Annotated in this window: 26 protein-coding genes and 1 tRNA gene; 8 read left to right on the top strand and 19 right to left on the bottom strand. The window is 61.2% G+C overall.

The window, feature by feature from the left end; translation table 11 throughout:
- Positions 1 to 309 precede the first annotated feature (309 nt).
- The 3 genes from rpsT to mutM form a co-directional block, all read right to left on the bottom strand.
- Positions 310 to 576 carry a 30S ribosomal protein S20 gene (gene rpsT, locus AADW23_RS02955; protein ID WP_341863035.1) on the bottom strand — a complete coding sequence of 89 codons (267 nt, stop codon included), beginning with the start codon at positions 574 to 576 and terminating at the stop codon, positions 310 to 312.
- A gap of 185 nt (positions 577 to 761) precedes the next feature.
- Positions 762 to 1,538 carry an enoyl-CoA hydratase gene (locus tag AADW23_RS02950; protein ID WP_341863034.1) on the bottom strand — a complete coding sequence of 259 codons (777 nt, stop codon included), beginning with the start codon at positions 1,536 to 1,538 and terminating at the stop codon, positions 762 to 764.
- 65 nt (positions 1,539 to 1,603) lie between these two features.
- Entirely contained in the window at positions 1,604 to 2,455 is an 852-nt protein-coding gene (mutM, locus tag AADW23_RS02945; protein ID WP_341863033.1) for a bifunctional DNA-formamidopyrimidine glycosylase/DNA-(apurinic or apyrimidinic site) lyase, read from the bottom strand.
- 88 nt (positions 2,456 to 2,543) lie between these two features.
- On the opposite strand from mutM, the gene ubiE reads away from it, so the two are divergent.
- Positions 2,544 to 3,290, top strand: coding sequence for a bifunctional demethylmenaquinone methyltransferase/2-methoxy-6-polyprenyl-1,4-benzoquinol methylase UbiE (gene ubiE, locus AADW23_RS02940; protein ID WP_341863032.1), 747 nt, complete (start codon positions 2,544 to 2,546; stop codon positions 3,288 to 3,290).
- A complete protein-coding gene (gene ubiB, locus AADW23_RS02935) occupies positions 3,291 to 4,820 on the top strand; it encodes a 2-polyprenylphenol 6-hydroxylase (protein WP_341863031.1) in 1,530 nt (509 codons plus the stop codon).
- 3 nt (positions 4,821 to 4,823) lie between these two features.
- Here the strand turns inward: ubiB and AADW23_RS02930 are convergent, their stop codons facing one another.
- Positions 4,824 to 5,492, bottom strand: a complete 669-nt coding sequence (locus tag AADW23_RS02930; RefSeq protein WP_341863030.1) for a flagellar hook capping FlgD N-terminal domain-containing protein — start codon at positions 5,490 to 5,492, stop codon at positions 4,824 to 4,826.
- 10 nt (positions 5,493 to 5,502) lie between these two features.
- Positions 5,503 to 7,524 carry a flagellar hook-length control protein FliK gene (locus tag AADW23_RS02925; RefSeq protein ID WP_341863029.1) on the bottom strand — a complete coding sequence of 674 codons (2,022 nt, stop codon included), beginning with the start codon at positions 7,522 to 7,524 and terminating at the stop codon, positions 5,503 to 5,505.
- Between the two features lie 112 nt (positions 7,525 to 7,636).
- Between AADW23_RS02925 and AADW23_RS02920 the strand changes: the two genes are divergently transcribed.
- Both AADW23_RS02920 and AADW23_RS02915 read left to right on the top strand, forming a co-directional pair.
- A complete protein-coding gene (locus tag AADW23_RS02920; RefSeq protein WP_341863028.1) occupies positions 7,637 to 7,939 on the top strand; it encodes a rod-binding protein in 303 nt (100 codons plus the stop codon).
- Complete coding sequence (locus AADW23_RS02915; protein WP_341863027.1) at positions 7,936 to 8,280, top strand: hypothetical protein; 345 nt, start codon at positions 7,936 to 7,938, stop codon at positions 8,278 to 8,280. The genes AADW23_RS02920 and AADW23_RS02915 overlap by 4 nt, the downstream gene beginning before the upstream one ends.
- A 53-nt stretch (positions 8,281 to 8,333) precedes the next feature.
- Here AADW23_RS02915 and AADW23_RS02910 read toward each other — a convergent pair whose 3' ends face one another.
- The 10 genes from AADW23_RS02910 to AADW23_RS02865 form a co-directional block, all read right to left on the bottom strand.
- Positions 8,334 to 8,588, bottom strand: a complete 255-nt coding sequence (locus tag AADW23_RS02910) for a hypothetical protein (protein ID WP_341863026.1) — start codon at positions 8,586 to 8,588, stop codon at positions 8,334 to 8,336.
- A 54-nt stretch (positions 8,589 to 8,642) separates the two neighbouring features.
- Positions 8,643 to 9,581: a cyclic nucleotide-binding domain-containing protein gene (locus tag AADW23_RS02905; RefSeq protein ID WP_341863025.1), complete on the bottom strand. Its 939-nt coding sequence runs from the start codon at positions 9,579 to 9,581 to the stop codon at positions 8,643 to 8,645.
- 66 nt (positions 9,582 to 9,647) lie between these two features.
- The gene (locus tag AADW23_RS02900; RefSeq protein WP_341863024.1) at positions 9,648 to 11,888 is read right to left on the bottom strand and encodes a molybdopterin cofactor-binding domain-containing protein; all 2,241 of its coding nucleotides are present in this window, start codon (positions 11,886 to 11,888) and stop codon (positions 9,648 to 9,650) included.
- Positions 11,889 to 11,891: 3 nt separating this feature from the next.
- Positions 11,892 to 12,350 (bottom strand): (2Fe-2S)-binding protein, encoded by a 459-nt coding sequence (locus tag AADW23_RS02895; RefSeq protein WP_341863023.1) that lies wholly within the window; start codon positions 12,348 to 12,350, stop codon positions 11,892 to 11,894.
- Between the two features lie 69 nt (positions 12,351 to 12,419).
- Positions 12,420 to 12,989, bottom strand: a complete 570-nt coding sequence (locus AADW23_RS02890; protein ID WP_341863022.1) for a TetR/AcrR family transcriptional regulator — start codon at positions 12,987 to 12,989, stop codon at positions 12,420 to 12,422.
- Positions 12,990 to 13,043: 54 nt separating this feature from the next.
- The gene (locus AADW23_RS02885; RefSeq protein WP_341863021.1) at positions 13,044 to 13,400 is read right to left on the bottom strand and encodes a Lin0512 family protein; all 357 of its coding nucleotides are present in this window, start codon (positions 13,398 to 13,400) and stop codon (positions 13,044 to 13,046) included.
- Positions 13,397 to 13,747, bottom strand: a complete 351-nt coding sequence (locus AADW23_RS02880) for a Lin0512 family protein (protein ID WP_341863020.1) — start codon at positions 13,745 to 13,747, stop codon at positions 13,397 to 13,399. Before AADW23_RS02880 ends, AADW23_RS02885 begins: the two co-directional genes overlap by 4 nt.
- 77 nt (positions 13,748 to 13,824) lie before the next feature.
- Positions 13,825 to 14,313 (bottom strand): isoprenylcysteine carboxylmethyltransferase family protein, encoded by a 489-nt coding sequence (locus AADW23_RS02875; RefSeq protein WP_341863019.1) that lies wholly within the window; start codon positions 14,311 to 14,313, stop codon positions 13,825 to 13,827.
- Positions 14,310 to 15,374: a type III polyketide synthase gene (locus AADW23_RS02870; protein ID WP_341863018.1), complete on the bottom strand. Its 1,065-nt coding sequence runs from the start codon at positions 15,372 to 15,374 to the stop codon at positions 14,310 to 14,312. Before AADW23_RS02870 ends, AADW23_RS02875 begins: the two co-directional genes overlap by 4 nt.
- 121 nt (positions 15,375 to 15,495) lie before the next feature.
- Entirely contained in the window at positions 15,496 to 16,734 is a 1,239-nt protein-coding gene (locus AADW23_RS02865) for an NAD(P)/FAD-dependent oxidoreductase (RefSeq protein WP_341863017.1), read from the bottom strand.
- 21 nt (positions 16,735 to 16,755) lie between these two features.
- Here AADW23_RS02865 and AADW23_RS02860 point away from each other — a divergent pair, with 21 nt between their 5' ends.
- From AADW23_RS02860 to AADW23_RS02845, 4 genes are all read left to right on the top strand, one after another.
- Entirely contained in the window at positions 16,756 to 16,890 is a 135-nt protein-coding gene (locus AADW23_RS02860; protein ID WP_341863016.1) for a hypothetical protein, read from the top strand.
- A 426-nt stretch (positions 16,891 to 17,316) separates the two neighbouring features.
- Positions 17,317 to 18,111: a methyltransferase domain-containing protein gene (locus AADW23_RS02855; RefSeq protein WP_341863015.1), complete on the top strand. Its 795-nt coding sequence runs from the start codon at positions 17,317 to 17,319 to the stop codon at positions 18,109 to 18,111.
- Positions 18,104 to 18,793: an acyl-homoserine-lactone synthase gene (locus AADW23_RS02850; RefSeq protein WP_341863014.1), complete on the top strand. Its 690-nt coding sequence runs from the start codon at positions 18,104 to 18,106 to the stop codon at positions 18,791 to 18,793. Before AADW23_RS02855 ends, AADW23_RS02850 begins: the two co-directional genes overlap by 8 nt.
- Before the next feature lie 191 nt (positions 18,794 to 18,984).
- Positions 18,985 to 20,397: a HAMP domain-containing sensor histidine kinase gene (locus AADW23_RS02845; RefSeq protein WP_341863013.1), complete on the top strand. Its 1,413-nt coding sequence runs from the start codon at positions 18,985 to 18,987 to the stop codon at positions 20,395 to 20,397.
- Between the two features lie 253 nt (positions 20,398 to 20,650).
- Here the strand turns inward: AADW23_RS02845 and AADW23_RS02840 are convergent, their stop codons facing one another.
- From AADW23_RS02840 to AADW23_RS02825, 4 genes are all read right to left on the bottom strand, one after another.
- Positions 20,651 to 21,055 carry a response regulator gene (locus AADW23_RS02840; RefSeq protein ID WP_341863012.1) on the bottom strand — a complete coding sequence of 135 codons (405 nt, stop codon included), beginning with the start codon at positions 21,053 to 21,055 and terminating at the stop codon, positions 20,651 to 20,653.
- Positions 21,056 to 21,382: 327 nt separating this feature from the next.
- A tRNA-Thr gene (locus AADW23_RS02835) sits at positions 21,383 to 21,458 on the bottom strand.
- A gap of 44 nt (positions 21,459 to 21,502) precedes the next feature.
- Positions 21,503 to 23,026 carry a heme biosynthesis HemY N-terminal domain-containing protein gene (locus tag AADW23_RS02830; RefSeq protein WP_341863011.1) on the bottom strand — a complete coding sequence of 508 codons (1,524 nt, stop codon included), beginning with the start codon at positions 23,024 to 23,026 and terminating at the stop codon, positions 21,503 to 21,505.
- 55 nt (positions 23,027 to 23,081) lie between these two features.
- Positions 23,082 to 24,482 carry a hypothetical protein gene (locus AADW23_RS02825; RefSeq protein ID WP_341863010.1) on the bottom strand — a complete coding sequence of 467 codons (1,401 nt, stop codon included), beginning with the start codon at positions 24,480 to 24,482 and terminating at the stop codon, positions 23,082 to 23,084.
- Between the last annotated feature and the right edge of the window lie 98 nt (positions 24,483 to 24,580).

Below are 24,580 nucleotides of genomic sequence, written 5' to 3'. Positions count from 1 at the left end.
CCCGTTTGGCCTCCATTTGATATGCACTGACGAAACCGCCAATGGCACCGGATGTGTCCGCATCCGGGCCGCGTCGCATATCAAATAGAGGCTTGGTGCCTCTCATCCACCCCCAAGGCGTATGACTCGCAAGAACAAGTTATCGGGAGTCGCTCTTACGTCGCAACAGGTCTTCGCGCTTGACTCGCAACCTTCCCGAAATCGAATCTCTCCCGCCCAATTATGGCGTTGAGACCGTTAACTATTTAGACACGAAAAAAGGCGCCCCCGTGAAGGAACGCCCCTAATTTACAGACCTTCGAAAGGCCCTTACGCGCCGAGCGCTTTTACCCGAGATGCCAAACGCGACATTTTCCGGGAAGCGGTGTTTTTGTGCATCACACCTTTGGTGACGCCGCGCATCAGCTCGGGCTGAGCCGCTTTCAAAGCTGCCGTAGCGGCAGCCTGGTCGCCAGATTCGATGGCTTCTTCAACGGAACGCAGGTGCGTGCGGATGCGCGAACGACGTGCTTTGTTGATTGCGAATCGACGCTCGTTCTGGCGAGCGCGTTTTTTAGCTTGGGGCGAATTTGCCATGGTGTGATCCTTTCGGGGCCCTGACTTGGGCGTATACAATATCTAACGCGCGGGGGGTCCCGTCTCCGGGTTCTGTACCGGACGAATCTGGCCAAAGCGGGCCTCTCACGCATGTCTGTTCGGGGATTTAGGGAAAGAGCGCCCGAAAGGGAAGACTCTTTATCCCTAAATCACCCAAATTGGTCTTACTTGTCTCGGAACTGAGGTTCGCGCTTCTCAACAAAGGCGTTCATGCCTTCTTTCTGGTCGTCTGTCGCAAAGAGCGAATGGAACACGCGGCGTTCAAAGAGCAGCCCTTCAGAAAGAGAGACTTCCTCGGCCCGGTTCACAGCCTCTTTCGCGGCCATGGTGGCGATGGCGGATTTCTCGGCGATCTTGGCAGCGGCGGCCATCGCCTCTTCCACCAGCTTCTTCACGGGCACGACCCGCGACACGAGGCCAGAACGCTCGGCTTCTTCGGCGGCCATGAAGCGGCCCGTCAGGTGCATGTCCATCGCCTTGGATTTGCCCACCAACTTGGTCAGTCGCTGGGTGCCGCCCATGCCGGCAATGACGCCCAGATTAATTTCGGGCTGGCCGAACTTGGCGTTCTCGGCGGCGATGATGAAATCGCAGGCCATGGCCAGTTCGCAACCGCCGCCAAGCGCATAGCCTGCAACGGCAGCGATGATCGGCTTGCGGACCGCACCAATGGCGCGCTCGTCCTTGGCGAACATGTCCTCAAACACGACGTCGGCAAAGCTCTTGCCTGCCATCTCGGTCACATCAGCGCCAGCGGCGAAGGCCTTGTCGGACCCGGTCAGCACGATGCACCGCACCTTGTCGTTTGCGTCAGCGGTCCGCAGGGCTTTGCCCAACTCCTCCAGCAGTTGCCCATTGAGCGCATTCAGCGCGTCGGGACGGTTTAGTTTTATGAGGCAGATATGATCTTCAACATCGACGATCAGGGTCTCATAGGCCATGGAATGTGCTCATCCGCTGTTTCATTAGACCCCCGAGGGTTAGCACCGCCATCGGAGGGTTCAAGTTATCTCTGACAGGCCGGGCAGTAGAAGCTGGAACGGCCCGATTGCACCTTGCGGTTGATTTTCCCTGCACAGTCTGGGGCTTGGCAGGGTTCGCCCTCTCGGCCATAGGCCCTAAAGGTGTGTTGAAAATATCCCAGTTCGCCACTTGCTTGCCGATGATCGCGCAGGCTGGAGCCGCCCGCCTCGATCGCTTCCCTTAGGACATCTCGGATAATCGGCACCAGTTTCGCGACTCGCGGGGCGCTGATCTTGCCCGCTTGACGCAGCGGCGAAATCCCGGCGCGCCACAGGGCCTCGCACACGTAGATATTGCCAAGGCCTGACACGATGCGCTGATCCAGAAGCGCCGTTTTCACCGGGGACCGCTTGTCTTTGAACGCGGCAATCAGATGCGCTTCGTCAAAGCCGTTGCCAAGCGGTTCTGGCCCCAGATCACGGATCAACCAATGTTGGTCCTGTGTCGCTGTGTCCATCAGGTCCATCGCGCCAAAGCGGCGGGCATCGTTGAAGGTGATCCGTGCCCCCGCGTCCGTATCCAGCACGACATGATCGTGCTTCTGCGCGGCGGGGTGCGTATGATGAAAACTGCCCACCACCTCGCCCGATATCTGCATCCGCCCCGACATGCCCAGATGCACCAGCAGTGTTTCCCCGGTGCTCAGATCCGCCAGAATATATTTCGACCGCCGCCGCAGCGCCTTGACCGTCGCCCCCTCTAGCCGTGCGGCCATGTTTTCGGGGAACGGCCAGCGCAAATCGGGGCGGTTTACCGCTGCTTTCACGATCCGCGCGCCCTCGAGAACCGGGGCCAGGCCGCGACGCACTGTCTCTACCTCTGGAAGTTCGGGCAAATCGCTCTTTCCTTATGGGGCGAAGGGGTGCTGTAACCTCTTGGCTACGCCCTATAAGAGGGGGCAGCGCGACAAAAGGACAAGCCCTATGGCAGACGATCAAACGACTCACTTCGGTTTTCAGGATGTGGCCGAAGATCAGAAGGCCGGGATGGTGCACGGTGTGTTCACCAATGTCGCGTCAAAATACGATGTGATGAATGACGTGATGAGTGTCGGCATCCACCGCGTTTGGAAAGACGCGATGATGGATTGGCTGGCCCCGCGTGATGACCAGAAGCTGCTGGATGTGGCGGGCGGCACGGGCGATATCTCTTTCCGGTTCCTCAAGCGGGCGCCCGGTGCCCATGCCACCGTTTTCGATATGACCCAGTCGATGCTGGATGAGGGCGAAAAACGTGCCGAGGCCGAGGCTTTGGCAGATCATCTGGATTGGGTCTGCGGTGACGCCATGGCGCTGCCCTTCGCTGACAATTCCTTCGACGTTTACACGATTAGCTTCGGCATCCGAAACGTGACCCGCACAAACGAGGCCCTGTCCGAGGCTTACCGCGTCTTGCGCCCCGGCGGACGCTTGATGGTGCTGGAGTTCAGCCAGCTTCCCAATGACGGGATGCAAAAGCTGTATGATCTGTATTCCTTCAACGTGATCCCGCGCATGGGGCAGCTGATCGCGGGGGATCGCGACTCGTATCAATATCTGGTCGAATCGATCCGTAAATTCCCCGATCAGGACACCTTCGCCGGGATGATTCGCGATGCGGGCTTTGAGCAGGTGAAATACCGCAACCTGTCGATGGGCATTGCAGCCCTGCATTCGGGATGGAAAATCTAAGTGCGCGGCCCTCATAACATTTGGCGGCTGGTCCGCACCGGCGCCACGTTTGAACGCACCGGTGCCATGGGCGCAGTGCTAGAGGCGTTGGACGCGCCGCGCCCGATCCGCGTGGCTGCCCGTGTGGTGGGGTGGCCGTTCAAATGGTTGGGACTGAAGGGTGACCCGAACGTGCCGCCGGTGCCCCGCGCCCTGACGGCGTTGGGACCGGCCTACATCAAGTTCGGGCAAATCCTGTCCACCCGCCCCGACGTCGTCGGCCCGGATATGGCGCTGGAATTGCAGGTCTTGCAGGACAAGCTGCCGCCCTTCCCGGTGGAGGTCGCCCGCAAGGTCGTGGCCGAGGAATTGAATGGCCCGCTGGAGGCCACCTTCAGCGCCTTCTCTGATCCCATCGCGGCGGCCTCTATCGCGCAGGTTCACCGCGCTACGCTGGCGGAAACGGGCCGGGAAGTGGCCGTGAAAATCCTGCGTCCGGGGATTGAGCGGGCGTTTCGCAAGGACGTGGACGCCTTCCACCTGATCGCCTCTCTGGTGGAAACGCTGTCTCCGGCGTCGCGGCGATTGCGTCCGCGCGATGTGGTCGATCACTTCGAAGGGGTCGTGCTGCAAGAGCTTGACCTGCGGATCGAAGCCTCGGCCGCGGGGGAATTTGCGGCTAACACCCAAGAGGATGACGGGTTCACTGTGCCAGCCGTGGAATGGAGCATGTCCACCCGCCGTATGATGGTGCTGGGGTGGGCCGAGGGCCTGCCGCTGTCAGACCTGACCGCGATTGACGCAGCGGGTCATGATCGTCGCAAACTTGGTGCAACGGTGTTGCAGATGTTCCTGCGCCACGCCCTGCGTGATGGGTATTTCCATGCGGATATGCATCAGGGGAACCTGAAGGTGGCGCCCAACGGCGATGTGGTGGCGCTCGACTTCGGGATCATGGGGCGGATTGATGAGTTCACCCGCCGAGTCTACGCCGAGATCCTGATGGGCTTTATCCGCAAGGATTACCGCCGCGTGGCAGAGGTGCATTTTGAGGCGGGCTACGTCCCCGCTGACCGCGATATCGGAGAGTTCGCCCAAGCCCTGCGCAGTGTCGGAGAGCCGATTTTCGGCATGGAAGCCTCTCGGATATCCATGGGGCACTTGTTGTCGTATCTGTTTGAAGTGACGGAACGTTTCGGGATGGAAACGCGGACCGAGCTGATTTTGCTGCAACGCACCATGGTGGTTGTGGAAGGCGTAGGCCGATCCCTGGACCCGGACCTGAACATCTGGGCCGTGGCGCGACCCGAGGTAGAGACCTACATTGCCAAGTCCATCGGCCCGCAAGCCATGATGCGCGATCTGGCGCGCACGGCGATGGTGCTGTCGCGCTTCGGTCCACGCTTGCCGCAACTGGCCGAAGCCGCGCTGATCGCGCAGGCCCATCCGGTAAAGCCAATCCCACCGAGCCGTTGGCCCGAACGTATGGCCGTTGGCCTAGGTGGTCTGGTGATTGGCTTGGGTGTCGCCGGGGTTCTATCGCTGTTCTAGGGCCTACGGGATGCGACGCAGGCCTTGGACGTTTTCTGCGGGCAGGCTGACGCCGTTTTCCATGGTGACCCAAACCTCTCCCGCCAGGGTCTGCGCTTCGGTTATTTCGCCGTAAACGAAGGCGGAGCGCTCTTCGAGGATGTCCTCCCCGCTCCAACTTTGGACGGACAGGGAATAGGTGTCATGGGGAAGCGGGGTGCCATCGCCGCCCTCACCGTTCCAGGCGAAGGGTTCATCGCTTAAAACGGCGGGCACGTTGGCCACCACGTCGCCCGCGGCGTTGCGTACGATCAGTTCCATCCGGTCGGCCAGGGCATGGGGGGCAACCTGCACCATGGTGGTCTGCCCGGTGAAGTTCACCGGCACTTCTGCCCGCGCCTCCATCCCGATCCAGCCCGAAAGCTGGCCCATGTTCATGGAGGCGAAACTGGCCTGCAGGTCACGCAGGAGATTGTTGGTTTCCACCTGCTGTTCGACCCCCGAAAAGGTCGCGAGCTGCGCGGTGTATTCCGTGGAATCAGCCGGGTCCAAGGGATCTTGATTCTGCATTTGCGTCGTCAGAAGTCGCAAGAACATGTCGAAGTCCGAGGTGATCGACGCGATGCTTGAGGTCTGCTGTTCCGGCACGGCAGCGGGGGTCGCGGCGCTTTGCAGCGCAGAGAGGATTTCCATGGGGTGGCTCCTATAATCTAAGGTCTAAGCCGCCAGCGGCGGTACGGCTTGGCCGAGGCAAGGCCTCGTCATCCGGTGTAGAGGCGGTGGGGGCGGCAGAAGCCTGAGTTGGGGTATCGCCGTCATCGCGCCCCTGATGTTCCGCCCCATCCTGCGAGATGTGGACGGAAGGCGAATCAAGGCCGGCGTCCGAGAATTCCTGCGCCAAAAGGTCGAGGTGGCGGCGCATCAGGTCAGCGGTTTCGGGCCGTTCTGCTTGAATGGTCAGGGTCATCACCCCCGCGATTTCTGCCATTTGCATCCGCACGCGCCCTAATTCCGGCGGATCAAGCGCCAGTTCCAGTGGTGCGTCACCCTCAGCCGAGGGGTTGGCAAGCGCCGTGGCGATCTGCTGCGCGATTACCTGCGCGGTGGTAGAGGGCGCATGGGCCAAAAGCGATGTTGTGGGCGTAAGCGCGGTGGAAGAGGCGGGCGTCAGCAGCGGCTGAAGGGCGCTATCGAAATCGGGTAAAGCATCCATCGGTAAATCTGCACCGCCCGTCAGCGTTTGCGGCGCCGCGGGTGTTGTGATTGCGGCTTGCTGCGGAACCACAACGTAGGGTGAAGGCGTACGCGCGGCGGGAACTGTCCAACCGCCCACGCGGATTGTGGCCGCTTCCTTGGGGGATTCTTGGCCGGTTAGGGTTGTGGGAACCGAGGTGGGGGCTCCGGTTGGGCTGGTCAGTGGCGCGGCCTGAGACGCGAGTGTGACGGTGGCCGCCGAATAGCCGCGCTGGATGGCGGCGGGCGCCATCTGCTCAATCGGTTGCATTGGTTGCGGTTGGACATTGGGCGGAGGCGCCGTCCGGCTTTGCGACAGGCTCTGGGGCAGGCTCTGCCACCTCATCGCCTCAGCGGGCTGCGCAGATGGCGCCTGCTGTGGCGGGCTATAGGTTTGCGGCCCCGAGGATTGAGGCGGCAAAACGGGTGCCGGGTGATTGCGTAGTACGGCAGGCTGTTCCGTCGTTGCGGGACGCGCCTGCGGGCCCGAAATCACAACAGCGGTTCGTTCCGATTGAGGGATTGGCCCGGCAAAACCGGGCGCACGATGGTCGCGCGGAGCGGGGTCTGCAACGGGATGCACGAGGGGAGGGTTCTGTAGCATTGTGCTTCTATCCGCGGGCAGTGTCTGCGGCATGACTTGCGGGGTCGAACGCTCCACACCGGGTAGCGTTTGCGGCCCCGGTTGCACTGCCTCCCGGGCCGCGGGGGGAACCGTGAGCGGTGCCGTCTGAGGGCTTACCCGTGCGACATCAGGGATCGTCAGCGGCCCCGTCATAGTCGCGCGACCAGGGCGTTCCGGCCCGACGGGGAGGGTTTGAGGTTCAGGCGATGCCGCAGCTGGCAGCCCCTGCGCGTTGACCTGCGGCGCACGTGTGGCCTCAGTCGTGGTGGGGGCCAGGGGCGGCATTTGGCCGGTTGCTTTAGCCACCGGCACCGCCTGAGAAAGCTCAGCCACATGAGGGGCGGCAACGGTGTTACTGCTCGTCGGAGGAGGTTGGTTCACAACACTCTGCACGACGGACACGGGTTGATGTGGCGCAGGACTAGCGGGAATGACAGGCGCAGCCATCGGCAGTGTGCGAAGGGGCGCGTCACCTGTGTCGGCGACGAACGCTCCCCCAGCAATCTGCGCGTTGAAGGCGAGATCAGCCGCCGTCGCGCCTTTCAGGATGGGGTCGGTGGCAGGATCAACCGGAACGCCCATCGGAAGGATAGGCGTCTCGTCGGATGCCAGGGTCGTTCTTTCGGAAGCCAACATGAGCGGCGTTTCAATCGTGCCCTCCGATGGTCCCGGCGCAGCGACATCCAACTGAGGATAAAGCGCGATCGAGTCCGGGAAATGCGGAACAGGCGCGACGGGCCCTGTAAGCAGTGCATCGAAAGTCGCCCCAAAGGCCGCGCCTTCAAGGGCGGTGACCTCAGAATCAGGGCGGGTGAAGGCAAATGTACCTTGCCCCGACATAAGGGGGCTTTGGAGCAGATCATCCATTCTGGCTGTCCGTCATTGTTGTTGACGTCCCCTGTCTACGCCCAATCCCCTTACGATTTGTTTACGCGCATCTGCCAACTTCAAAGAAATCCCTCGAATGCGAGATACTTCCATGACCCTACCGATTCCCTCTACGACACTGACACCGCAAGAAATGCCCGCCGCCGTGGACCCCCACGCAGAATTGCGAACCGTGGCCGAAGATCTTGAAGCGGCCTTCCTGGCCGAGATGTTGAAACACGCGGGCTTTGGCGAAGCGCGAGACGACAACAGTTTTGGCGGCGGTATAGGGGAGGAGCAATTCAGCTCCATGCTCCGTTCCGAACATGCCAACGCGCTGTCGGCGCAAGGCGGGCTTGGCTTGGCGGAATCCATCTTCGACTCTCTCGTTCGCCGTGCGGAGGCTGCCCAATGATCGGCCTTCGCAAGAATGCGGCCAAAACGGTCGCGGATATGTTGGACCAGCAACACCATGCGCTGTTGGCCGGTGACTTGGACGCCTTGGGGAAGATGGCGCCGAAGCTGTCTCGCGCGTTTGAGCGATTGCGCCGGGAAGGCGGTGATCTGGAAGTTGTCACAGGCATTCAGGGCGCAGCTGCCCGCAACGCGCGCCTTCTCATGGCGGCACAAGCAGGGGTTGCGACGGCGCGCGCGCATTTGCAGTCGGCCCGATCGTCGCAGCTCACGACTTATGGCGCTGATGGCCAAAGCCAGAAGGGTGCTCCGGCGCCCTCCGGCTCGGTCGTGCGGCGCTAGATCGAAGTCAGTTCAAATCGTTTGCAATGGGGGCAGGGCGATTAGGATGTTGTTTAGTCTTTGCCCCCAAAAAGAACCCGCACCCAATGAGGTGGCGTGGTCCAAACCACCGGGCCACACCCGTCAGAATGACGTTTCAATCGATGCCCCAAACTGGGCGTCGGATCGTGAACAGCGTGAAAAACGCACGCTATTGAATCTAAGGAAAGGGACGTCATGGCAACTTTCCACGCGCCACCATGGTGCCCCCCGCCAGAGATCACCTTCTTTTTCTTGATGATAATCGGGCGAAGGTCGTCGTCCGCCATGGCCATGCTCCTCAAAGGTCAGAGAAGGCTTACGACATCGACGTGAACAGAGGTTTAACCGCTCCCAATTTCCGCATCGGAAAGTGCCGTCAGAATCAGGGGCACTGACAAGCCAAGCTCGGGCAAGGGCGCGTCGGGACCGCTGCGCTGGAACCCCAAGGCGAAATAATGGGCCTCGGCGCCGGGGGGGCAATCGGCGCAAAGCCGTGTCGCGTCAGAAGCCTGCGCGAAGGTCGCGATGGCGGCAATGAACTGGCTGAAAAGTTCTGCGTTTTTATAGGCTTCGTGGATCGCACTTGCCGTGATGATCGTGCTGTTTTGTGCCGCATCGGCATCGTGGGAAAGCCCGTGAAAACGTCGCAACGACTCATCACAATCCGGCCCCGCGTTCACCCGCATCATCCCGATCGCCTGGACCCCGGTGAAGGCAATGAAAGACGTGCCCGTTACATCAAACGCGTCGGTGATGATCCCCTCTGCGTCATCGGCCGATGCACAGGCCAGCCCCCGTTCCAGACAATGCACATCATAGCGCACCCTTTGCGCTGTGCGCCGTTGATCCAGCGTCGAGCAGCGCACGACCTCGATCTTGTCAGAGCCACCTTCAACCTCTGCAATCAACGCCTCGTTCTGGGCGGCGCGTTCTTGCAGAAGCGTTGCAAGATGGCGCAGAACCTCGGCCGCTATGGTCGGAGAGTTCTGGCGGAGCCGTTGCAAGGACCGCGCGTTCAGCGATAGCGCCTTGACCGGGCCGACAGCGCGCAGCGTGGCGGTGGCCCCTTGCCCGGTCAGAAACCCGATTTCTCCCACAATCGTGCCGGGACCGACCGTGTAATGAACCGCGTCCGCCTCGGACACGACGCAATCGACCTGACCGCTGGTAATCAGCAGCATATCGGGCACGAAAGCACCCTTTTCGCGCAGCAGGTCGCCGTCGTTGAAGGCCACGGCGCACCCGACGGATTGCAGCGCCGTGCGAATTTCTGGCTTCATAAAGGTCCCGTTGATTGTCCCAACAGCAGCCTTACAGACAAGTCGATTCGGGCAAAGCTAAAGCGTTCAGACGAAATCGACGTGGTTCCAGAACGGCATTTCCCGCAACCTCTGCCCGGTGGCGGCAAAAATCGCGTTCGCCAGGGCAGGGGCAGCAGGCGGAACAGGGGGTTCTCCGATCCCGCGCACACCGCCGTTTTCCAACCCACGCACGAAGATTTCGGGCACCTGATGCATCCGCATCCCCTCGTGAGAATGGAAATTCGTCTGATCCGCAATGCCGTCAGTGTAGGTGATCTCGCAGTTCATCGCGTGGCCAAGGCCCCAGATGACGCCGCCCTTCACGATGTTTTCGAAGTTCACCGGGTCCACGACACGGCCCACATCTGCGGCGACCCAGACGCGGTCCAGGCGGATGCCGTTTTCGGTGTTGGTCACCTCGACCACCTCGGCGCAGGGAACGCCGAAGGAATGCACCAGAGCAACGCCGCGGCCCGTGCCTTCGGGCAGTGCCTCGCCCCAGTTGGACATCTCTCCGACGGCTTCCAGAACGCGGCGGCTCACGTCGTCCAAGGTGCAAAGACGTATGCGTTCTGCCAGCGGGTCGGCCCCGGCGGCGTGGATCAACTCATCCAGAAAGCCTTCGCCGACAAAGCCGTTGGCCGAGGCCCCGACCGACCGCCACGACGAGACGGGCGAAAGCCCCTCGACCGCGTAGCCGCGCATGCGCACATTCTCAAACCCGTAGGGCTGCTGCCAGATACCAGCAGCAAGCTGGCCATCAGGCCCGGGCAGCGGCTGGCCGAGGCGGGCCATCTGCGAGCGCATGGCAGAAGGGGCCGCGATCTGCGTGTCGTAGCTGATGACCTGCCCATCGCGCACCGCACCTCGGGCACGGCCCATGGTGATTTGCCTTGGAAAATCTTGTGCGAAATCCGATTCTCGACTGTAAATAATCTTAACTGGGGTGCCACGTAGCTGCATCGCAACACGGGTGGCCTGTTTGACGTAGTCAAACTCCAGTCGATGTCCGAACGAGCCGCCCGCATATTGGTTGTGGAATACCACTTGGTCCGCGTCATGGCCGGTAATGGCGGCCACCTGTTGTTGCAGGAAGCGGGGCATCTGGTGGCCGGTCCAGACCTGCACGCTGTCGTCTTCCACCAGCACGATGGCGTTCAGCGGCTCTAGTGGTTGGTGTGCCACATAGGGGGCGCGGTATTCGGCCTCCAGCACCTCGGCGCCGGGCATATCGGCCTCCACATCGCCGCTGTTGAGCCATTCCTTGTCGAGGGTTTCCTCGGTGAAACTATCCTCCAGAGCTGCCCAATGGGCGGCTTGCTCTGCCGGATAATCAGCAGGGCCCCAGTCGTAGGAAATCGCATCGAGCGCCTGCATGGCGTACCACGTATTGGTGGCAATCACCGCAACGCCGCCGGGGATCTCCAGGATCTGCTCCACGCCGGGCATCGCCTCGGCCGCCGTGGCGTCAAACCCGTTCAGGGAGCCCCCCTTGCGCGGGTTCACCCGCACGCTGGCCCGCACCATGCCCGGTAGCTCCAGGTCGATGCCATACATCGGCTGGCCGGTGGATTTCGCTTCAATATCAAGGCGCGGCATATCATGGCCGATCAGGCGCCACGTGGATGGGTCGCGCAGCGGCGTGTCTTGCACCGGATCAATCTGCGCGGCTTCAGCGGCAAGGTCGGTATAAGAAATCGCCGTGCCGTCGGGCAGGTGAACCGCCCCCGCTTCGGTGCGCAGATTAGCCACGGCAACGCCCGTGCGCGCGCTGGCCGCGCTTTTCAGCGTCTCGCGGGCCATCGCGCCAGCTTCACGCAGTTTCACGAAACTATCGGGCGTAGAGGACGAGCCGCCGGTGCCCTGCATCCCCATAACCTTCAGCAGACCGCCCATCGTAGATCGCATGGCACGTGCGCCAAAGCTGTCATCCCAAGGCAGAACCGGCGCGCCATCTGCGGCCATGGCCGTGTTCCAATAGGCCGGGGCAGGGCGGCCGAAATCGACATTGAACCCGCCCCATTCCAGATCCATTTCTTCGGCAATCAAGGCGGCCTGCATGGACACGGCCCCTTGCCCGATATCGACGTGCGGGGTGATTAGCGTCACGCCAGAGGCGTCAATGCGCACCCATGGATTGAACGACGCGGCCCCCTCGGGCAGGTTCTGAAGGTTTGGGTTTTCTGGATCGCGAACAACCAGATACGCGCCAAAGGCGACGCCCCCTGCAACAGCGGCAGAGCCGACAAGGAAGGCGCGGCGGGTGAAGGTCTTGAGCTTGCTCATCCCTTAACCCTCCATCGCGCGGGCGGCGGCGTGGATCGCAGCACGGATACGCGGGTAGGTGCCGCATCGGCACAGGTTGCCGGACATGGCGAAATCAATATCTTCGTCGGTCGGGTTCGGCGTGGTGGACAGCAGGTCGGCGGCCTGCATGATCTGCCCGCTTTGACAGTAGCCGCATTGGGCCACCTGATGGTCAATCCAGGCCTGTTGCACGGCGTGCAGCGTGTCGGCCTGTGCCAACCCCTCCACGGTGGTGATCTGCGCCCCTTCCAGGTCGCCCACTGGCATCTGACAGGACCGCATGGCTTGCCCGTCGATATGAACCGTACAAGCGCCACATTGCGCGACGCCGCAGCCATAGCGCGTGCCCGGCATGTTCAGTTCTTCGCGCAAGACCCACAGAAGCGGCATGTCTGGCGCGACATCGACCTCTTTTACCTCACCGTTCACGTTCAAGCGCATATCGACCTCCAAAAGTTGGCGCGATATTGCCCGATTTGGACAAATAGTCAAGAAGTGTAAAATTGCTTGTCAGGTGGTGGAGAGTACGACCAGGGCCTTGAACGCCGCCAGATTTTTCAGGAGGGCATCGCGGTCCCTCGTCTTGTGTTTGAACCCCATCAGGACCGCGCGTACGAACGGGGCGAAATCCGCCACGTTCTGCCCATTCCGCGCCAAGGCGTCGGCATGGGGGGCGAACAGATCGGCCAGCATGTTATCAAGCGCAGCTTCTGCGGCGACCATGGCCCGCTCGGCCGCTGCGTGAGAACCGGATTCGAGGTCTCCGGCGTCGGGCGTCGCCCGGACCGCATCCCAAGATGCGACGATATAATGCTCGAACAATAGGTCGAGCTTGATTGAAAGATCGCTTTCGCCCTTCCAGGCGTCCAACGTCGTTTTGCGGAGCATTTCCGTGTAATACAGCAACGTCCCGTGGATCACTTCGTCCTTATTCGCAAAGACGTTATAGAGCGTCTGGCGCACAACACCGGCTTCTTCCGCGACATCGCTCATCGTCGTCCGCTTCAGGCCATAACGCGTGAACACACGCAGGGCGGCGGCGGCAATCTGGCGTTCTTTTTCGGACAGTCTGGTGGTCATGGGCGACATATTCACGCCCATTGTCGTTCTGTCAACAGGCGCGGCTTCCCCCTCTCAGGAGGCCTTCTCGGCCTGTTTCGGCAAGAACGCCTCTACCGCGGCAGAGGCGATGACCAACACCTTGCCGGTGTCAGGGTTCGTCACGTCCAACCCACCTTGCACCGCTGTCACCGTCGCTTGGCCCCGTGGCAGGTTCTCGGCCAGCGCCGCGCAATCGACACGCTCGGGCGCCTGCACCCCCACCGTGACCTGCACCCGCATCTGGTCCGACGACAGGCCCGTTGCCTCGAACATCGGGATGGCGGAATGGCGGATGGCATCTTCAATCGCGCGGGCGGCAGCCTTGGTGTAATCTTGGCCATATTGATCGTTGCCCATGCCCATTTCGATGATGAAACGCTGCTCGCTCATGGGGTTTCTCCCAGTTCCAAGGCAACAGAGATCGCGACGTTGGCGATGACCGTTGGTTTGCCGCCATCATTGCGGGGCACGTCCAACCCGCCCTGTCTTGGAATGACTGTCACCTGCCCATAGGGGAAGATCGCGGCGATCTTGTCGGTCTCCAACGCATCGGGGTTCTGAACGCCGACTTCTACGGTGATCTGCATCTCTTCCTTCTGCTTCCCGAACAGCTCTGCCAGATTGATGGAGTTGTGCCACAAAGCACCTTTGACAGCGCGTTCAGCGGCTTGGGTGTAATCTTGGCGGCGCAGCGAACTGCCCATGCCAAATTCCGTCAGCAATCGTTTTACAGCCATGCGGTGTTCCCTCCCCTGCGGTGTCGTTGCTTGTTTGCGGCAAAGCCCGCGCCCGTGCAACGGCGCATCGCGCGTCTCTAGCGTAGGGGCGCGAGGGCCTTGTGCTCCACCCCGATCCGCACCCACAGCATCGCGGCGTTCAGAACGGTGAACACCAGCGCTACCCATGGCAGGCCCAGTACCATCGGTGCGACGATGATCTCGGCCACCACAAGCATGTAGTTGGGATGCGACACGTATTTGAACGGCCCGCGCACGACCAATGGCTCTTCCAAGATGATGACCCTTGTGGTCCAGCGACTGCCCAAACTGCCCAAGATCCACACCCGCAAGACCTGTAGCACCGCGAAGATGGCCAGCCAGCCGTAAGCCACCGAATTGTCATAGCCAAAGACAACAAGGCAGATGATCCAGGCCGAATGCATGGCGACCATGGCAGGGTAATGCGCGGCCCCCACTTCATAGGCGCCTCGTGCCAGAAGACGCGCGGTATTGCGTTTGGCGATGAACAGCTCGCTCAGGCGTTGCAGGATGATGAAGCCGAGGAACAGATATGTTGCGGTCACGCGGCGGCCTCCACCTGAAACGGCAGGAATGACGCCGTGAAGCCGGGGCCCAACGCGCAGGCCATCATTTGCCCCGTGGTGCCAGCGTCCAGCACCGATTGCAGCACGAACATCACCGTGGGCGCCGACATGTTTCCGGCAGCGCGCAGAGTCTCCCGCTCCGCCACCAGCGAGCCTTGTGGTAAGTTCAACGCGCCCTCAATGGCCTCCACGACCTTCGCCCCGCCGGGGTGGCAGACGTAGCGGTCAATCTGATCATGGGTCAGGTTTGCGGCGGTCAATGCGCCCTGCGCGGCTTCGGCAAATTCCTCGGTCACGAAACCGGGGATGGAGCGGTCAAAGACCACGCCAAAACCAGTTTCGTCCACGTCCCACCCCATGATTCCAAGCGTGTCGGGCCACATCGTCTGATGCCCCTGCCCAAGCGCGATAACGCTGCCGTTCTTTGGCTTTTCCGTGCTGACGCAGGCCGCCGCAGACCCGTCGCCAAACAGGACCGCCGCGATGATGTCTGCCTTCTGCAATCGGTCCGCCCGAAACGAGAGAGAGCAGGTCTCGACCACCACAAGCAGCACCCTTGCGCCGGGCTTTCCCGCCGCGATGGATTGCGCCACCGACAGGCCCGAAACGCCCCCCGCACAGCCCAGGCCAAATAGCGGCACGCGCATGATATCCTGGCGAAATCCCATGTCTGAAAAGACCTGAGCGTCCAGCGTCGGCGTGGCCAAACCGGTCGAGCATACGGACACGACGCAATCCACATCCGCACCCTGCCAGCCCGCCGCGTCAAGGGCGCGTCGCGCGGCCTCGATATACATTGCCTTCGCCCCAACCATGAAAGCGGCATTGCGGTCCTCCCACCCGTGATCCTCCGAGAACCAGTCGATCGGAACGACAGAGTGGCGCTGGTCAATGCCCGCCGTCTCGAAGGATTTCGCGAGGCGGTCAAACTGCGGGTATTTGCCGCCAAAAATAATCGCAGCGCGTTCGCGCACATCGTCTTGCGACAGGCAATGGGGCGGAAGTGCGGTAGAAAGGCCGTGCAGATAGGGTGTCGTCATGAAGGGCCCTTCGTGGGGTTCGGGTCGCTTGGGGAAATGCCCGTTACCCTTCAAGCGTTAACAGCAAATCGAAAATTAGCCAGCTTTCCTTGGGTCTTGGCGGGTTCTGCATCCGGGCGCCCTATCGCAACACGACGCTGAGTAACCGATGAGCCAGCTTGAAAGCGGGCACCCCGATACCGCCGGACCTGCGCCCAAAGACATCGCCGGCCAGCAGGCTGATGACCTCTCTGCGCATGTTCAGGGGGTTGAGACGCGACATGAAAAGTTTCCGCGTCGCAGGCGTGTTGAACTTGTAGATAAACCACGACAACCGCCCCAAGCCGCGCTCCATGCTGATGACATGCGCGTCGAGCTTCAGGCGACCTGTTTCGGGCTCTGTCAGGAAGGTATGCACGGCCTCTGCCCCCCGCATCGCGCTTTCCATCGCCAAATATACACCTGTGGAGAACATCGGGTCCAAGAAGGCGTAGGCATCGCCGATCAACAGGTAACGGTCTCCATGCATCCTATTGGATTTGTACGAAAAGTTGCCCGCCGCTTGCGCCATGGAGATCGGATGTGCGTCGGCCATCCGGTGGCGCATCTGCGGGCAAGAGGCGATGGTTTCAGACAGAAACTCGTCCAAGGGGCCTTTGCGGGTCCTCAGGAATTCCGGGTCACACACGACCCCCACGCTATCGACACCTTCCGACAGCGGGATCGTCCAGAACCACCCGTTCTCAAACCAGGTGACACTGGTGTTGCCTGCGTCGGTTCCGGGGCGTCTTTGCACGCCTTGGTAGTGGGCAAACACGGCGGCGCTGTTGTGGTTTGGGTCGCGCTCTTTCGTCTTCATGCGTGCGGCCAGAAACGTGTCCCGCCCGCTGGCATCCACCACGAACCGCGCCTGCCAAACGGGCTTGGCCCCATCTACTGTCACGTTAACGCTTTCAGCCGGCTCAAAGTTAATGTCCTTAACCCGAACCCCTTCCATGACCCGGGCCCCGGCCTTGCGGGCGTTTTGCAGCAGCAGGTGGTCAAACTCTGCCCGCTTGACCTGAAAAGCGTGGGGGTGACTTGGGTTGGCCTCGGCGAATTCGAACTTTCGGTAATCTTCGCGGTCGGGCAGGGCAAGGTCGGCCCCAAACTTCTTGACCGCGATCGCCTCGACCGCGTCTAGCACGCCAAGCTGCGAAAGAATCGGCAGGTTTCGGGGCAAAAGGCTTTCGCCAATGTGGAACCTTGGGTGCACGTCTTTGTCGAACAGCACGACATCCAGCCCCATTTCCGCCAGTCGGGCGGCCATGGTCGACCCAGCCGGACCGCCGCCAATAATGACGACATCGCAGGTCTGGGGCGGGTTTGGTGGGTCTTCCATTGACCCCGATTAGAGCCTGTCGTGATCGCTTCTGTAAAGTACGCCGCGCATCTGGCGCAGAATTCTTTGGCGAAGGGCGCGACCTATTCCTTCGCGGCCTTGCGGCGCATTGCATGTATCACGCGGTTGGAAGGGGCGGCGTTGACGTTGTCATGAGGGGCGAAGCCCACGAAATGAGCGATAAGATACAGAGTGACCGGATCCCCATAGATAGATTCGACTTTCATACCGACTCCAACGTTGCTGCGCCCATCGCGCTGCCTCATTGCTCTCCGATAAATGGGGCTGTTTTCCGGCCCGTCGATGAAAATATTGCCTAATTTTTGACAATTTTGCCATTTTTACGCCACGTTTTGCGACGTCGAGGTCCGCGCGTCTTTTCCTTCGAAAACACCAGGAAACGCTGTGATATTTGCGGGTTTCCTATTTTGCTGACTCATCATTTATTGAGTAAAATCAGCGACCAAAAGGACGCGCGCCCCTGAAATGGCCTTGCAAATGTGGCAATCTGAAGGCACATTTTGGGCAGGGTAACGAGTCGCATATTCATTCGCACGCAGTTGAATTTTGGAGACTCTTCCCATGCCGTCACGCGCTCACGCTGACGGGGCAATGCCCCTTGACGTCTATCAATCAGAAACAGCAGACCAATCGGTGCGGGCCGATTGGAGCGCCTATGCCACGGCATATGATCTGCTGTCTGAACACAATCCAGAGTATCAGGCGATCCTTGCATCGTTCGATACATTCCTCGCCTCAATTGAAACGCCAAAGCTGATTTATGACATTGGCGGGGGCACGGGAAATTACACCGAAAGGGCGGCGATTGCCTGCCCCGACGCCGAAATACATCTGGCCGAACCCGATCCCGGCATGATTGCCGCGGCAAAAGCCAAAATGTCGGCGCATCCAAATATCACCTACGACAATGTCGCGCTCGAAAGTTATTCGCCATCCCATCAGGCGGACCTGATCGTTTGCGTTCACGCGATCTACGCGATGCCAAATCCGCAACAGCGCCTGAAGGATCTGCGCCGATTGCTCCGGCCCGGCGGTTGGCTGTTCCTTGTGGACCTGGGGCGCGACATGGATGTGGCCGATTGGCGCCGCTACCTGTTTCGCAGCATCAAGGCCAAGCACGGCTTGTTGGGCGCTTTGCGGATTTTCTGGCAAGGGCGCGAAATCGCCAAGCAGAATTCCGCGATCTACGACGCGCAACAAAAGGGTGTCTACTGGACCCATAGTGCGGAAGAACTCGCGTCGGCTGTCACGGCGGCGGGGTTTGAAATCCACCGCGAAGACACGGTGTATCGCGGCTACAGCGACCTTTTGGTGTGCCGGGCACCGGTAGGCACGGGCGAGGATGACCATGAATAATCAAGTCATCGAAGCACTCAAACGCGCTCGCTACCGGGTGCTGAGCTCGGACCAAGACCTCGAGGACGTGTACCGCCTGCGCTACAATTGTTACCGCGCCGAAAAGTCCATTCCCGCGAATGAGCGGCAGATGATGACGGACCCGTTCGACGAAACCCCGAACTGCGTCCACGTCGCGGTTGAATACGACGGAGAGATCTTCGCCGCTGTCCGGCTGCATCTTTTGTCCCAGCTTTCCTATGCCTCTCCGACGCTGGAAGTCTTCCCCGAGATCATGGACGACATCAATCTTAGTAAAACGGCGCTGGATTCGACCCGTTTCGTGATCGACCCTGCCGCCCGCAAGCGCCGCGTTCCGTTGCACTTTCTTGCGCTGCGCATCCCGTTCCTTGCCACGATGTTCTATGACATCGACCTGGCCCTTGCCCCTGTGCGGGCCGAGCATTCGGCGTTTTACCGTCGGTACCTGGGGTACGAGATCGTGTCAGAACCTCGCAGCTATCCGGGCCTGAAGAAGCCGATCCAGCTTCTCACCGCCAAGGTGCGAGAGCAGCGCGCGGCCGTTCTTGCCCGCACCCCGGTGTTCGGCCCGGTGGACGAGGTGCCCCATGCCAACATCGCATTCCCCGAGCTTGCCGGGATCTATCCTTCCTTCAGGATCGCGAATCCAAAGGCTGCCTGATAGCCTTGGCGTTCGCCTTTCAAGGCAAAGTCATGGCCCCGACCGGGGCTGTGCTTTGCCTATGTCTCGTTGATTTATCTGCCACGCCTCTGCCCCAAACGGGGTAAAAAGGCGCTGTCCCGCCGCGCGAATGAACAAATTTAGTCGCATTTCTCAGGTACTTCTAACCCTACGAAAGAGGTGGAAGCATTATGCAGCAGTTGAAAACAATGTGGGCAAACAGGGGCGATTGGTTCAACTCTGAAGGCCGTGAGCAGCACATCAAGGACTATATCACCCTTGCAAACCAACTGGTTTGGCAGCGGCAGGTCAGCTTTCTGGGGGCGGCAATTCTTACGGCGCTCTACTTTGACCCCTACGCGATCTTCACCTGCTACGCCTTGGTGGCGATCACCGAAATGCTTGATGTGATTCTGGGGCGTCAATCCCGGTCATGGGACGGCGAAGATCCGGTCATGGGAGGGCGCATTCTAAGGCGCATCGCCCGCAACACGGTTTTAAGCAGCGTCGCGATTGGCCTGTTCATCGTGAACATTGCATTCCTGCAAACGTCGCCCGGTCATTTCACGCCTCTGTTCTTCCTGTTCTCGGCCTCTGTCTTTGCGGCGATGTACAACAGCCAAATGGTTGGCATTCTTCTGCTTCGCCTGTCGGTCTATGCCGTTGCTTTCCTATGTATCGCGTTCCTTGATGTGGTGCGTTTCATGCCGTCTTTCGATTCCTCGATCTGGTTGGAATTCTTCACGATCATCTTCGTGCTCTACTTTATCGCCGACATTTCGGCGAAGTTTTACCTTAGCTACAAAGAGCGGCTTCAGCAGATGAAGCTGATCCGGGAAGAAAACGAGCGCACCAAAGCGGCCTTGGAGGTAAAATCCCGGTTTCTCGCGACTGTCAGCCACGAATTGCGCACACCTTTGACGTCGATCATCGGGTCGCTTGAATTGATCAACAACGACAAGCTCGGCACTTTGCCCCCCAACCTCAAACCCGTTGTGGGTATTGCGACCAAGAACGGCCAACGCCTTGCGGCCCTGATCGAAGACCTCCTCGATATGCAGAAGATTGAAGCAGGAGAACTGAAGTTCCACTTCAAACCAGTGGATGCGAACGACCTGGTGCAAGATGCGGTCGAATCCACGGAAGGGTTTGCCAGCAAACTGGGCATTCGCGTCACAACTGACTTCTGCCAAGAGGATTGCAAGATTTCCGGCGACCGAATCCGTCTGATCCAGGTGATGGGCAACTTGCTGTCCAATGCCGCGAAGTTCTCGGAAGAGGGGGACGTGGTGCAGGTGCGGGTGGAGACCATCGACGACCGTGTCCGCATCTCGGTGCAAGACGAAGGCTCGGGCATTCCAAGCGGCGCTCGGGATTGCGTCTTTGGCAAGTTCAGCCAAGTGGATTCGTCCAACATTCGCCGGGTAGGGGGCACGGGTCTTGGCCTTAATATCAGCAAGCAGATTGTCGAGAGGCACAACGCGACGATCGACTACGTCAGCAAGTTGGGGGTCGGGACCACGTTCTTCGTGGAGTTTGACCGCCTGCACGTTGACAACGCTACGGACGACCCTTCAGGGAAACCGCTGGACCACGCCGCCTGACGGTTTTGGCGTGGTCGCACTGCGGTGCGCCTGGTCTGGCCAAACAAGATCGCAAAATGCAGGGCCCGTCGCCAACGCGCGACCGGGCCTTGATGCATTGGCACGTTGCTGCCTGTGCTCTCTTGTCAGGGGGGAGGGGGAGGGAAAGCAGGTCCCACGCAGGGCTGCGGGGATCGTTGAAGGCGGCGCCGCGGGGCCGCAAAAAAGGCCCCTCTCAACCAAGGAAGGGGCCTTCGGTGGTGGTTTACAGCGATCAGGCGGCGGCGATGCTCTGGCGCGAGTTCTGCCACAGATCGACAATCTCGTCCGCCAAGGTCATGGGATCGAAAGGCTTTTTGATAACCGACACCGCGCCACATTCAAGCAGGGCGGCAATGTCATCGGGCGAAGCCTTGGCCGTCATGAAAACCGCCGGGGTGCCGCTGAACTCCGGTATGCCGCGGAGCTTCTGCAACGTCTCGATCCCGTCAATTCCGGGCATCATCACGTCCAGCAAGAAGAAATCCGGGTGAAGGGTCGTAGCGTTCTCCACCGCTTTGTAGCCGGAAGAAAACTGAACAACTTCCAGACCGCCGACGGTTTCCAACGCCAACCTGGAGACTTCCAGGATGTCGAGGTCATCATCAACGTGAAGAACCTTTGGCAATGTATTGGTCATCGGTTTGAACCTCGGACAATGAGTTAAGCTTCGGAAGTTACTTTCAGTATCTGAACGGCTCCCAAACGGGTTTGGCCGTATCGGATGCTCTCGTTACGAAGTTACATGGCGCGTCGGCAAATGCTCGGACGGGCCCTCGTTCATTAATGTCTAGGTGGGAACTATGGCGCTTTTCAGATGGGAACGGGGCGTTGTTTAGGCACAGCAGGGCGCGCGCACAGCATCAGTCCCTGCAAGCGACCCCGACGCCGCCGTTGTATTTCGATACACTCGGGCACCCGCGCGGCGGACCCATGGGATGTCTCTGACCATGTCCGGAGTGGAAAGTGGTGCCGCAGAAGGGACTCGAACCCCCGACCCCATCATTACGAATGATGTGCTCTACCAGCTGAGCTACTGCGGCGTATCGCGCGCGCTGATAGCAAGGCGCACGGCGATTGAATAGACCTAATTTCGCGATTCTACGGCTTCGGTATCCGGATTTTCGGCCACTTCGGCGTCTTCCGCGTCAAACAGGGCAGGGTCCTGGGGGGCAGCGGGCTCCTCTGCCAGGACCTCAGCTTCTTCTTCGTCTTCTTCCTCGCTACGGTCCTCCAGCGCCCCCACGATCAGGGGCAGCATCTGGGTTGGCCCCGCGAGGGAGGCCTCCGACTGACGCGCCTCGGCCCATTCCAGCGTGTCGAAGCTTTCGCAATTGGCGCAAACCGGGGTCCAGTCTTCGTGGACATGGCCACAGTTGTTGCACATCCATTGGTTGCCGCGCGGCGCCGTCACGGCGCGGGCAAGCCAGCCGCGCACCACCCGGTCGGGGGCGCCTTCGCCCCGCTCAACGGCGGCCATGATCGTCAGGGACCGCGCCGTAGGGGCAGTTTCCGCCAGATCACCCAGCGCCTTGCGAGCGGCGGGGAAATCCTCGTTCGCGATGTGCAACTCGGCCTCCAGCATCCGCACTTCGGCGTGGCCCTGGTGCTTGTTCAGCAGCGGGCGGAAGCGGCGCAGGCGCAGGGCCGGGGTCTCGTCCGGCTCGATCAATGCGAAAGCGGCAGCGAGGTCCGGGTGCGGGGCCTGATCCCAGGCCTTGCGGATGGTTTTTACGGCTTGGCGTTTGCGCCCGGCTTCCACGTCGATCCGGGCCGACATGACGGCGGCTGGCACAAGGCCGGGGGCCAGACGGTTGGCTTCGGCCACGTCGCGGGTGGCGGTGACAACCTGACCTTCGGCCATGGCGTCACGGGCATGGGCCAGCGCCAGCACCGCATCGCGGCGGCGGTGCAGGTCACGCGGCACGTTGCCCGCTTTCAGGGCAGCAGCCAGCGTTCCACGGGCGCCTTGCCAGTCTTCGGAGCGCGATTGCAAAGAGATCAGCGTCGTCTGCACATCGGCGTTTTTGGGACGCAGCACCAAGGCCTTTTCAGCCAGCTTCAACGCCGTATCCGTGTCGCCCTCGTCCAGCTTTTGCTGCATCAGACCGCGCACGCCGACAAAGCGGGTGCGTTCGTCAGTGACCATGGCCTTGAACGTTTCGGTCGCCAGCGCCTTGTCGCCCACCATCTGCGCGCCCTGAGCCACCACAAGGTTCGTCAACTCGGGTCGCCCAAGGTATTTGCCCGCGCGTTCGGCCTTGCGGATTGCCAGGCGGCCTTCGCCGGCGGCCAACGCCATCATGCCGTCGCTCAACGCCTCATACCCCTTCCGCTCCGAGCGGCGGTCGAAGTAGCGACTGACGGCGGTTTCATCGCCGTTCAGGAAACGCAGGGTCGCGACGATCAGGCCGACAACCTTGAACAGGATCCATACCGCAAGAAGCAGCACCAGCGCGCCCACCACCGCAAGCAGAGGTGTGATGACAAATTCCCGCCCAAGGACGATGAGCAGGCCAAGGTTATCCAGCTCTGTCAGGTAGGTGATGCCGAACACCGCCCCCACGACAATGAGGATGAAAACCATGATTTTTAGCAGCGACCAGAGCATTCGGCGCGATCCTTCATTGGGCCCCTGAGGGCGCGGGTGGCCTGTGGAAGGGCCCTTAGTTTTCAAGCGCGGCAGAAAGCTCCGCCAGCGCAGCATCAGCGGCAACGCGGGTTTCGACCTGCGCAACCCAATCGTTCATCATCGCCTGCGCCCCTTCTGGCAGCGCGGTCAACTCGGACAGGGCCGCTGGCAGATCCCCGGCCGCCACGGCGGCCTCCGCGCGGCTGAGCACGGCATCGGGGTCATCGCCCTCGCGCGGCTCGACCGAGCGTCCGCCGATCTGGCCCATCAAGAAGGCGCCGACCCGGTCCGTGGTGCTATCACCAGCGGTTTCGCGCAGCGCAATCGGCAACGCGGCACGGGCCGCGGCGGGGTAGCTGGCTTGCAGGTCTTCCAGCGTCGGCACCCCGGTCTCGGCCACGGAAGACAGCGCCTCGGGCACATCGGCCGGGATGTCGGCCAAGGCATCGGCGAACGGCCCCCCGGCGGCCATGGCAACCTGGACCCGGCTAAGCGCGGCCTGCGCCTGGGTCGCGGCAGCGGTGGCGGCGGCGTTAGCCTCGGCCTCTGCCACGGCGGCGGCGGCTGCATCGGCGGCGGCTTGCGCCTCTTGTGCGGCGGCGGCTTGCGCGGCCTCTGCGGCGGCAACGGCCTCTGCGGCGGCGGCTTGCTCGGCGGCAACGCGGGCTTCCAGCGCCTCAACCGCTTCGGTCATTGCGGCGGTATCTGCGGCGACTTCACCGGTGAAAATCGGCCGTTCCTCCAAGGCCACGACGCGGCCTGTCAGCGCCTCGACCCCGGTGCTTAAACCCGCCACATCACTGGCCACGCCCGCAATCGCGCCTTCTACACCCGAAAGGTCAACCTCTGGGACAGCCGGAGGCTCCGCTGCGGCAAGGGTTGCGACTTCCGCCTGTAGCGCGGTGATCGTGTTTTCTTGGGCATCAATCGCAGCCAAAGCCTCGGCCAGGGCCGTATCGGTGGCGCTGGTGTCCATGTTGCCGATGTAGCCGTAAATCGCGGCGCCATAGCCCAAAGCCGCGGTGACCACACCGCCAAGCAGCAGGGCAAAGATACCCGGTCCGCGTTTGTGGATGACGGGGGCAGGCACGGGGGCCACGTCCGTATTCGGGGCGGTATCGGGCGCCGGATCAGAGGCAGCCTCTGCCGCCGGTTCCGGCTTCGGTTCCGCATCGAGGATCTCGGTTTGTGCCGGGTCGTCAGCATCGACCTCTGCCGCTGTCGTGTCGCCGGGTTCAATCGTGACCTGGTCGCCGGCCGCAGGTTCAGCCGCGACACTGTCTTCGCCCAGGGTGTCATCGCCCACCAAGACCGTATCGCCACCCATTGCGCCCGCGCCCGCACCCGCGCCATCGGTTTCCGCGCCATTTTCTGGCGTTACAGTCTCGTCTTGGGATTTCTCGCGTCCCGTACGGGTAGACGATTTTTTCGCCATAGGTGGTGGCCCCCTGCTAAATGTTACTCGCACTCGCATACTTAGCGTGGTGAAGGGGCCGAGTCAGCCCGGTCCAAACTGTCATGACGCCGCGGAGG

Origin of the sequence: Gymnodinialimonas sp. 57CJ19 (assembly GCF_038396845.1) — a bacterium.
Lineage (GTDB): Bacteria > Pseudomonadota > Alphaproteobacteria > Rhodobacterales > Rhodobacteraceae > Gymnodinialimonas.
Note: the sequence above shows the minus strand (reverse complement) of the source record. Positions and strands in the feature narration are given on the sequence as shown.

What these genes read in the sequence shown, in the direction of transcription:
- AADW23_RS02855 (WP_341863015.1), top strand. Translation starts at nt 17,317, where the DNA reads ATGCCGTCACGCGCTCACGCTGACGGGGCAATGCCCCTTGACGTCTAT.
- AADW23_RS02950 (WP_341863034.1), bottom strand. Translation starts at nt 1,538, where the DNA reads ATGGCCTATGAGACCCTGATCGTCGATGTTGAAGATCATATCTGCCTC.
- AADW23_RS02830 (WP_341863011.1), bottom strand. Translation starts at nt 23,026, where the DNA reads ATGCTCTGGTCGCTGCTAAAAATCATGGTTTTCATCCTCATTGTCGTG.
- ubiE (WP_341863032.1), top strand. Translation starts at nt 2,544, where the DNA reads ATGGCAGACGATCAAACGACTCACTTCGGTTTTCAGGATGTGGCCGAA.
- AADW23_RS02915 (WP_341863027.1), top strand. Translation starts at nt 7,936, where the DNA reads ATGATCGGCCTTCGCAAGAATGCGGCCAAAACGGTCGCGGATATGTTG.
- AADW23_RS02885 (WP_341863021.1), bottom strand. Translation starts at nt 13,400, where the DNA reads ATGAGCGAGCAGCGTTTCATCATCGAAATGGGCATGGGCAACGATCAA.
- AADW23_RS02870 (WP_341863018.1), bottom strand. Translation starts at nt 15,374, where the DNA reads ATGACGACACCCTATCTGCACGGCCTTTCTACCGCACTTCCGCCCCAT.
- AADW23_RS02840 (WP_341863012.1), bottom strand. Translation starts at nt 21,055, where the DNA reads ATGACCAATACATTGCCAAAGGTTCTTCACGTTGATGATGACCTCGAC.
- AADW23_RS02845 (WP_341863013.1), top strand. Translation starts at nt 18,985, where the DNA reads ATGCAGCAGTTGAAAACAATGTGGGCAAACAGGGGCGATTGGTTCAAC.
- AADW23_RS02890 (WP_341863022.1), bottom strand. Translation starts at nt 12,989, where the DNA reads ATGACCACCAGACTGTCCGAAAAAGAACGCCAGATTGCCGCCGCCGCC.
- AADW23_RS02905 (WP_341863025.1), bottom strand. Translation starts at nt 9,581, where the DNA reads ATGAAGCCAGAAATTCGCACGGCGCTGCAATCCGTCGGGTGCGCCGTG.
- AADW23_RS02900 (WP_341863024.1), bottom strand. Translation starts at nt 11,888, where the DNA reads ATGAGCAAGCTCAAGACCTTCACCCGCCGCGCCTTCCTTGTCGGCTCT.
- AADW23_RS02925 (WP_341863029.1), bottom strand. Translation starts at nt 7,524, where the DNA reads ATGGATGATCTGCTCCAAAGCCCCCTTATGTCGGGGCAAGGTACATTT.
- AADW23_RS02930 (WP_341863030.1), bottom strand. Translation starts at nt 5,492, where the DNA reads ATGGAAATCCTCTCTGCGCTGCAAAGCGCCGCGACCCCCGCTGCCGTG.
- AADW23_RS02850 (WP_341863014.1), top strand. Translation starts at nt 18,104, where the DNA reads ATGAATAATCAAGTCATCGAAGCACTCAAACGCGCTCGCTACCGGGTG.
- AADW23_RS02880 (WP_341863020.1), bottom strand. Translation starts at nt 13,747, where the DNA reads ATGGCTGTAAAACGATTGCTGACGGAATTTGGCATGGGCAGTTCGCTG.
- AADW23_RS02910 (WP_341863026.1), bottom strand. Translation starts at nt 8,588, where the DNA reads ATGGCGGACGACGACCTTCGCCCGATTATCATCAAGAAAAAGAAGGTG.
- AADW23_RS02825 (WP_341863010.1), bottom strand. Translation starts at nt 24,482, where the DNA reads ATGGCGAAAAAATCGTCTACCCGTACGGGACGCGAGAAATCCCAAGAC.
- AADW23_RS02920 (WP_341863028.1), top strand. Translation starts at nt 7,637, where the DNA reads ATGACCCTACCGATTCCCTCTACGACACTGACACCGCAAGAAATGCCC.
- AADW23_RS02895 (WP_341863023.1), bottom strand. Translation starts at nt 12,350, where the DNA reads ATGCGCTTGAACGTGAACGGTGAGGTAAAAGAGGTCGATGTCGCGCCA.
- AADW23_RS02865 (WP_341863017.1), bottom strand. Translation starts at nt 16,734, where the DNA reads ATGGAAGACCCACCAAACCCGCCCCAGACCTGCGATGTCGTCATTATT.
- rpsT (WP_341863035.1), bottom strand. Translation starts at nt 576, where the DNA reads ATGGCAAATTCGCCCCAAGCTAAAAAACGCGCTCGCCAGAACGAGCGT.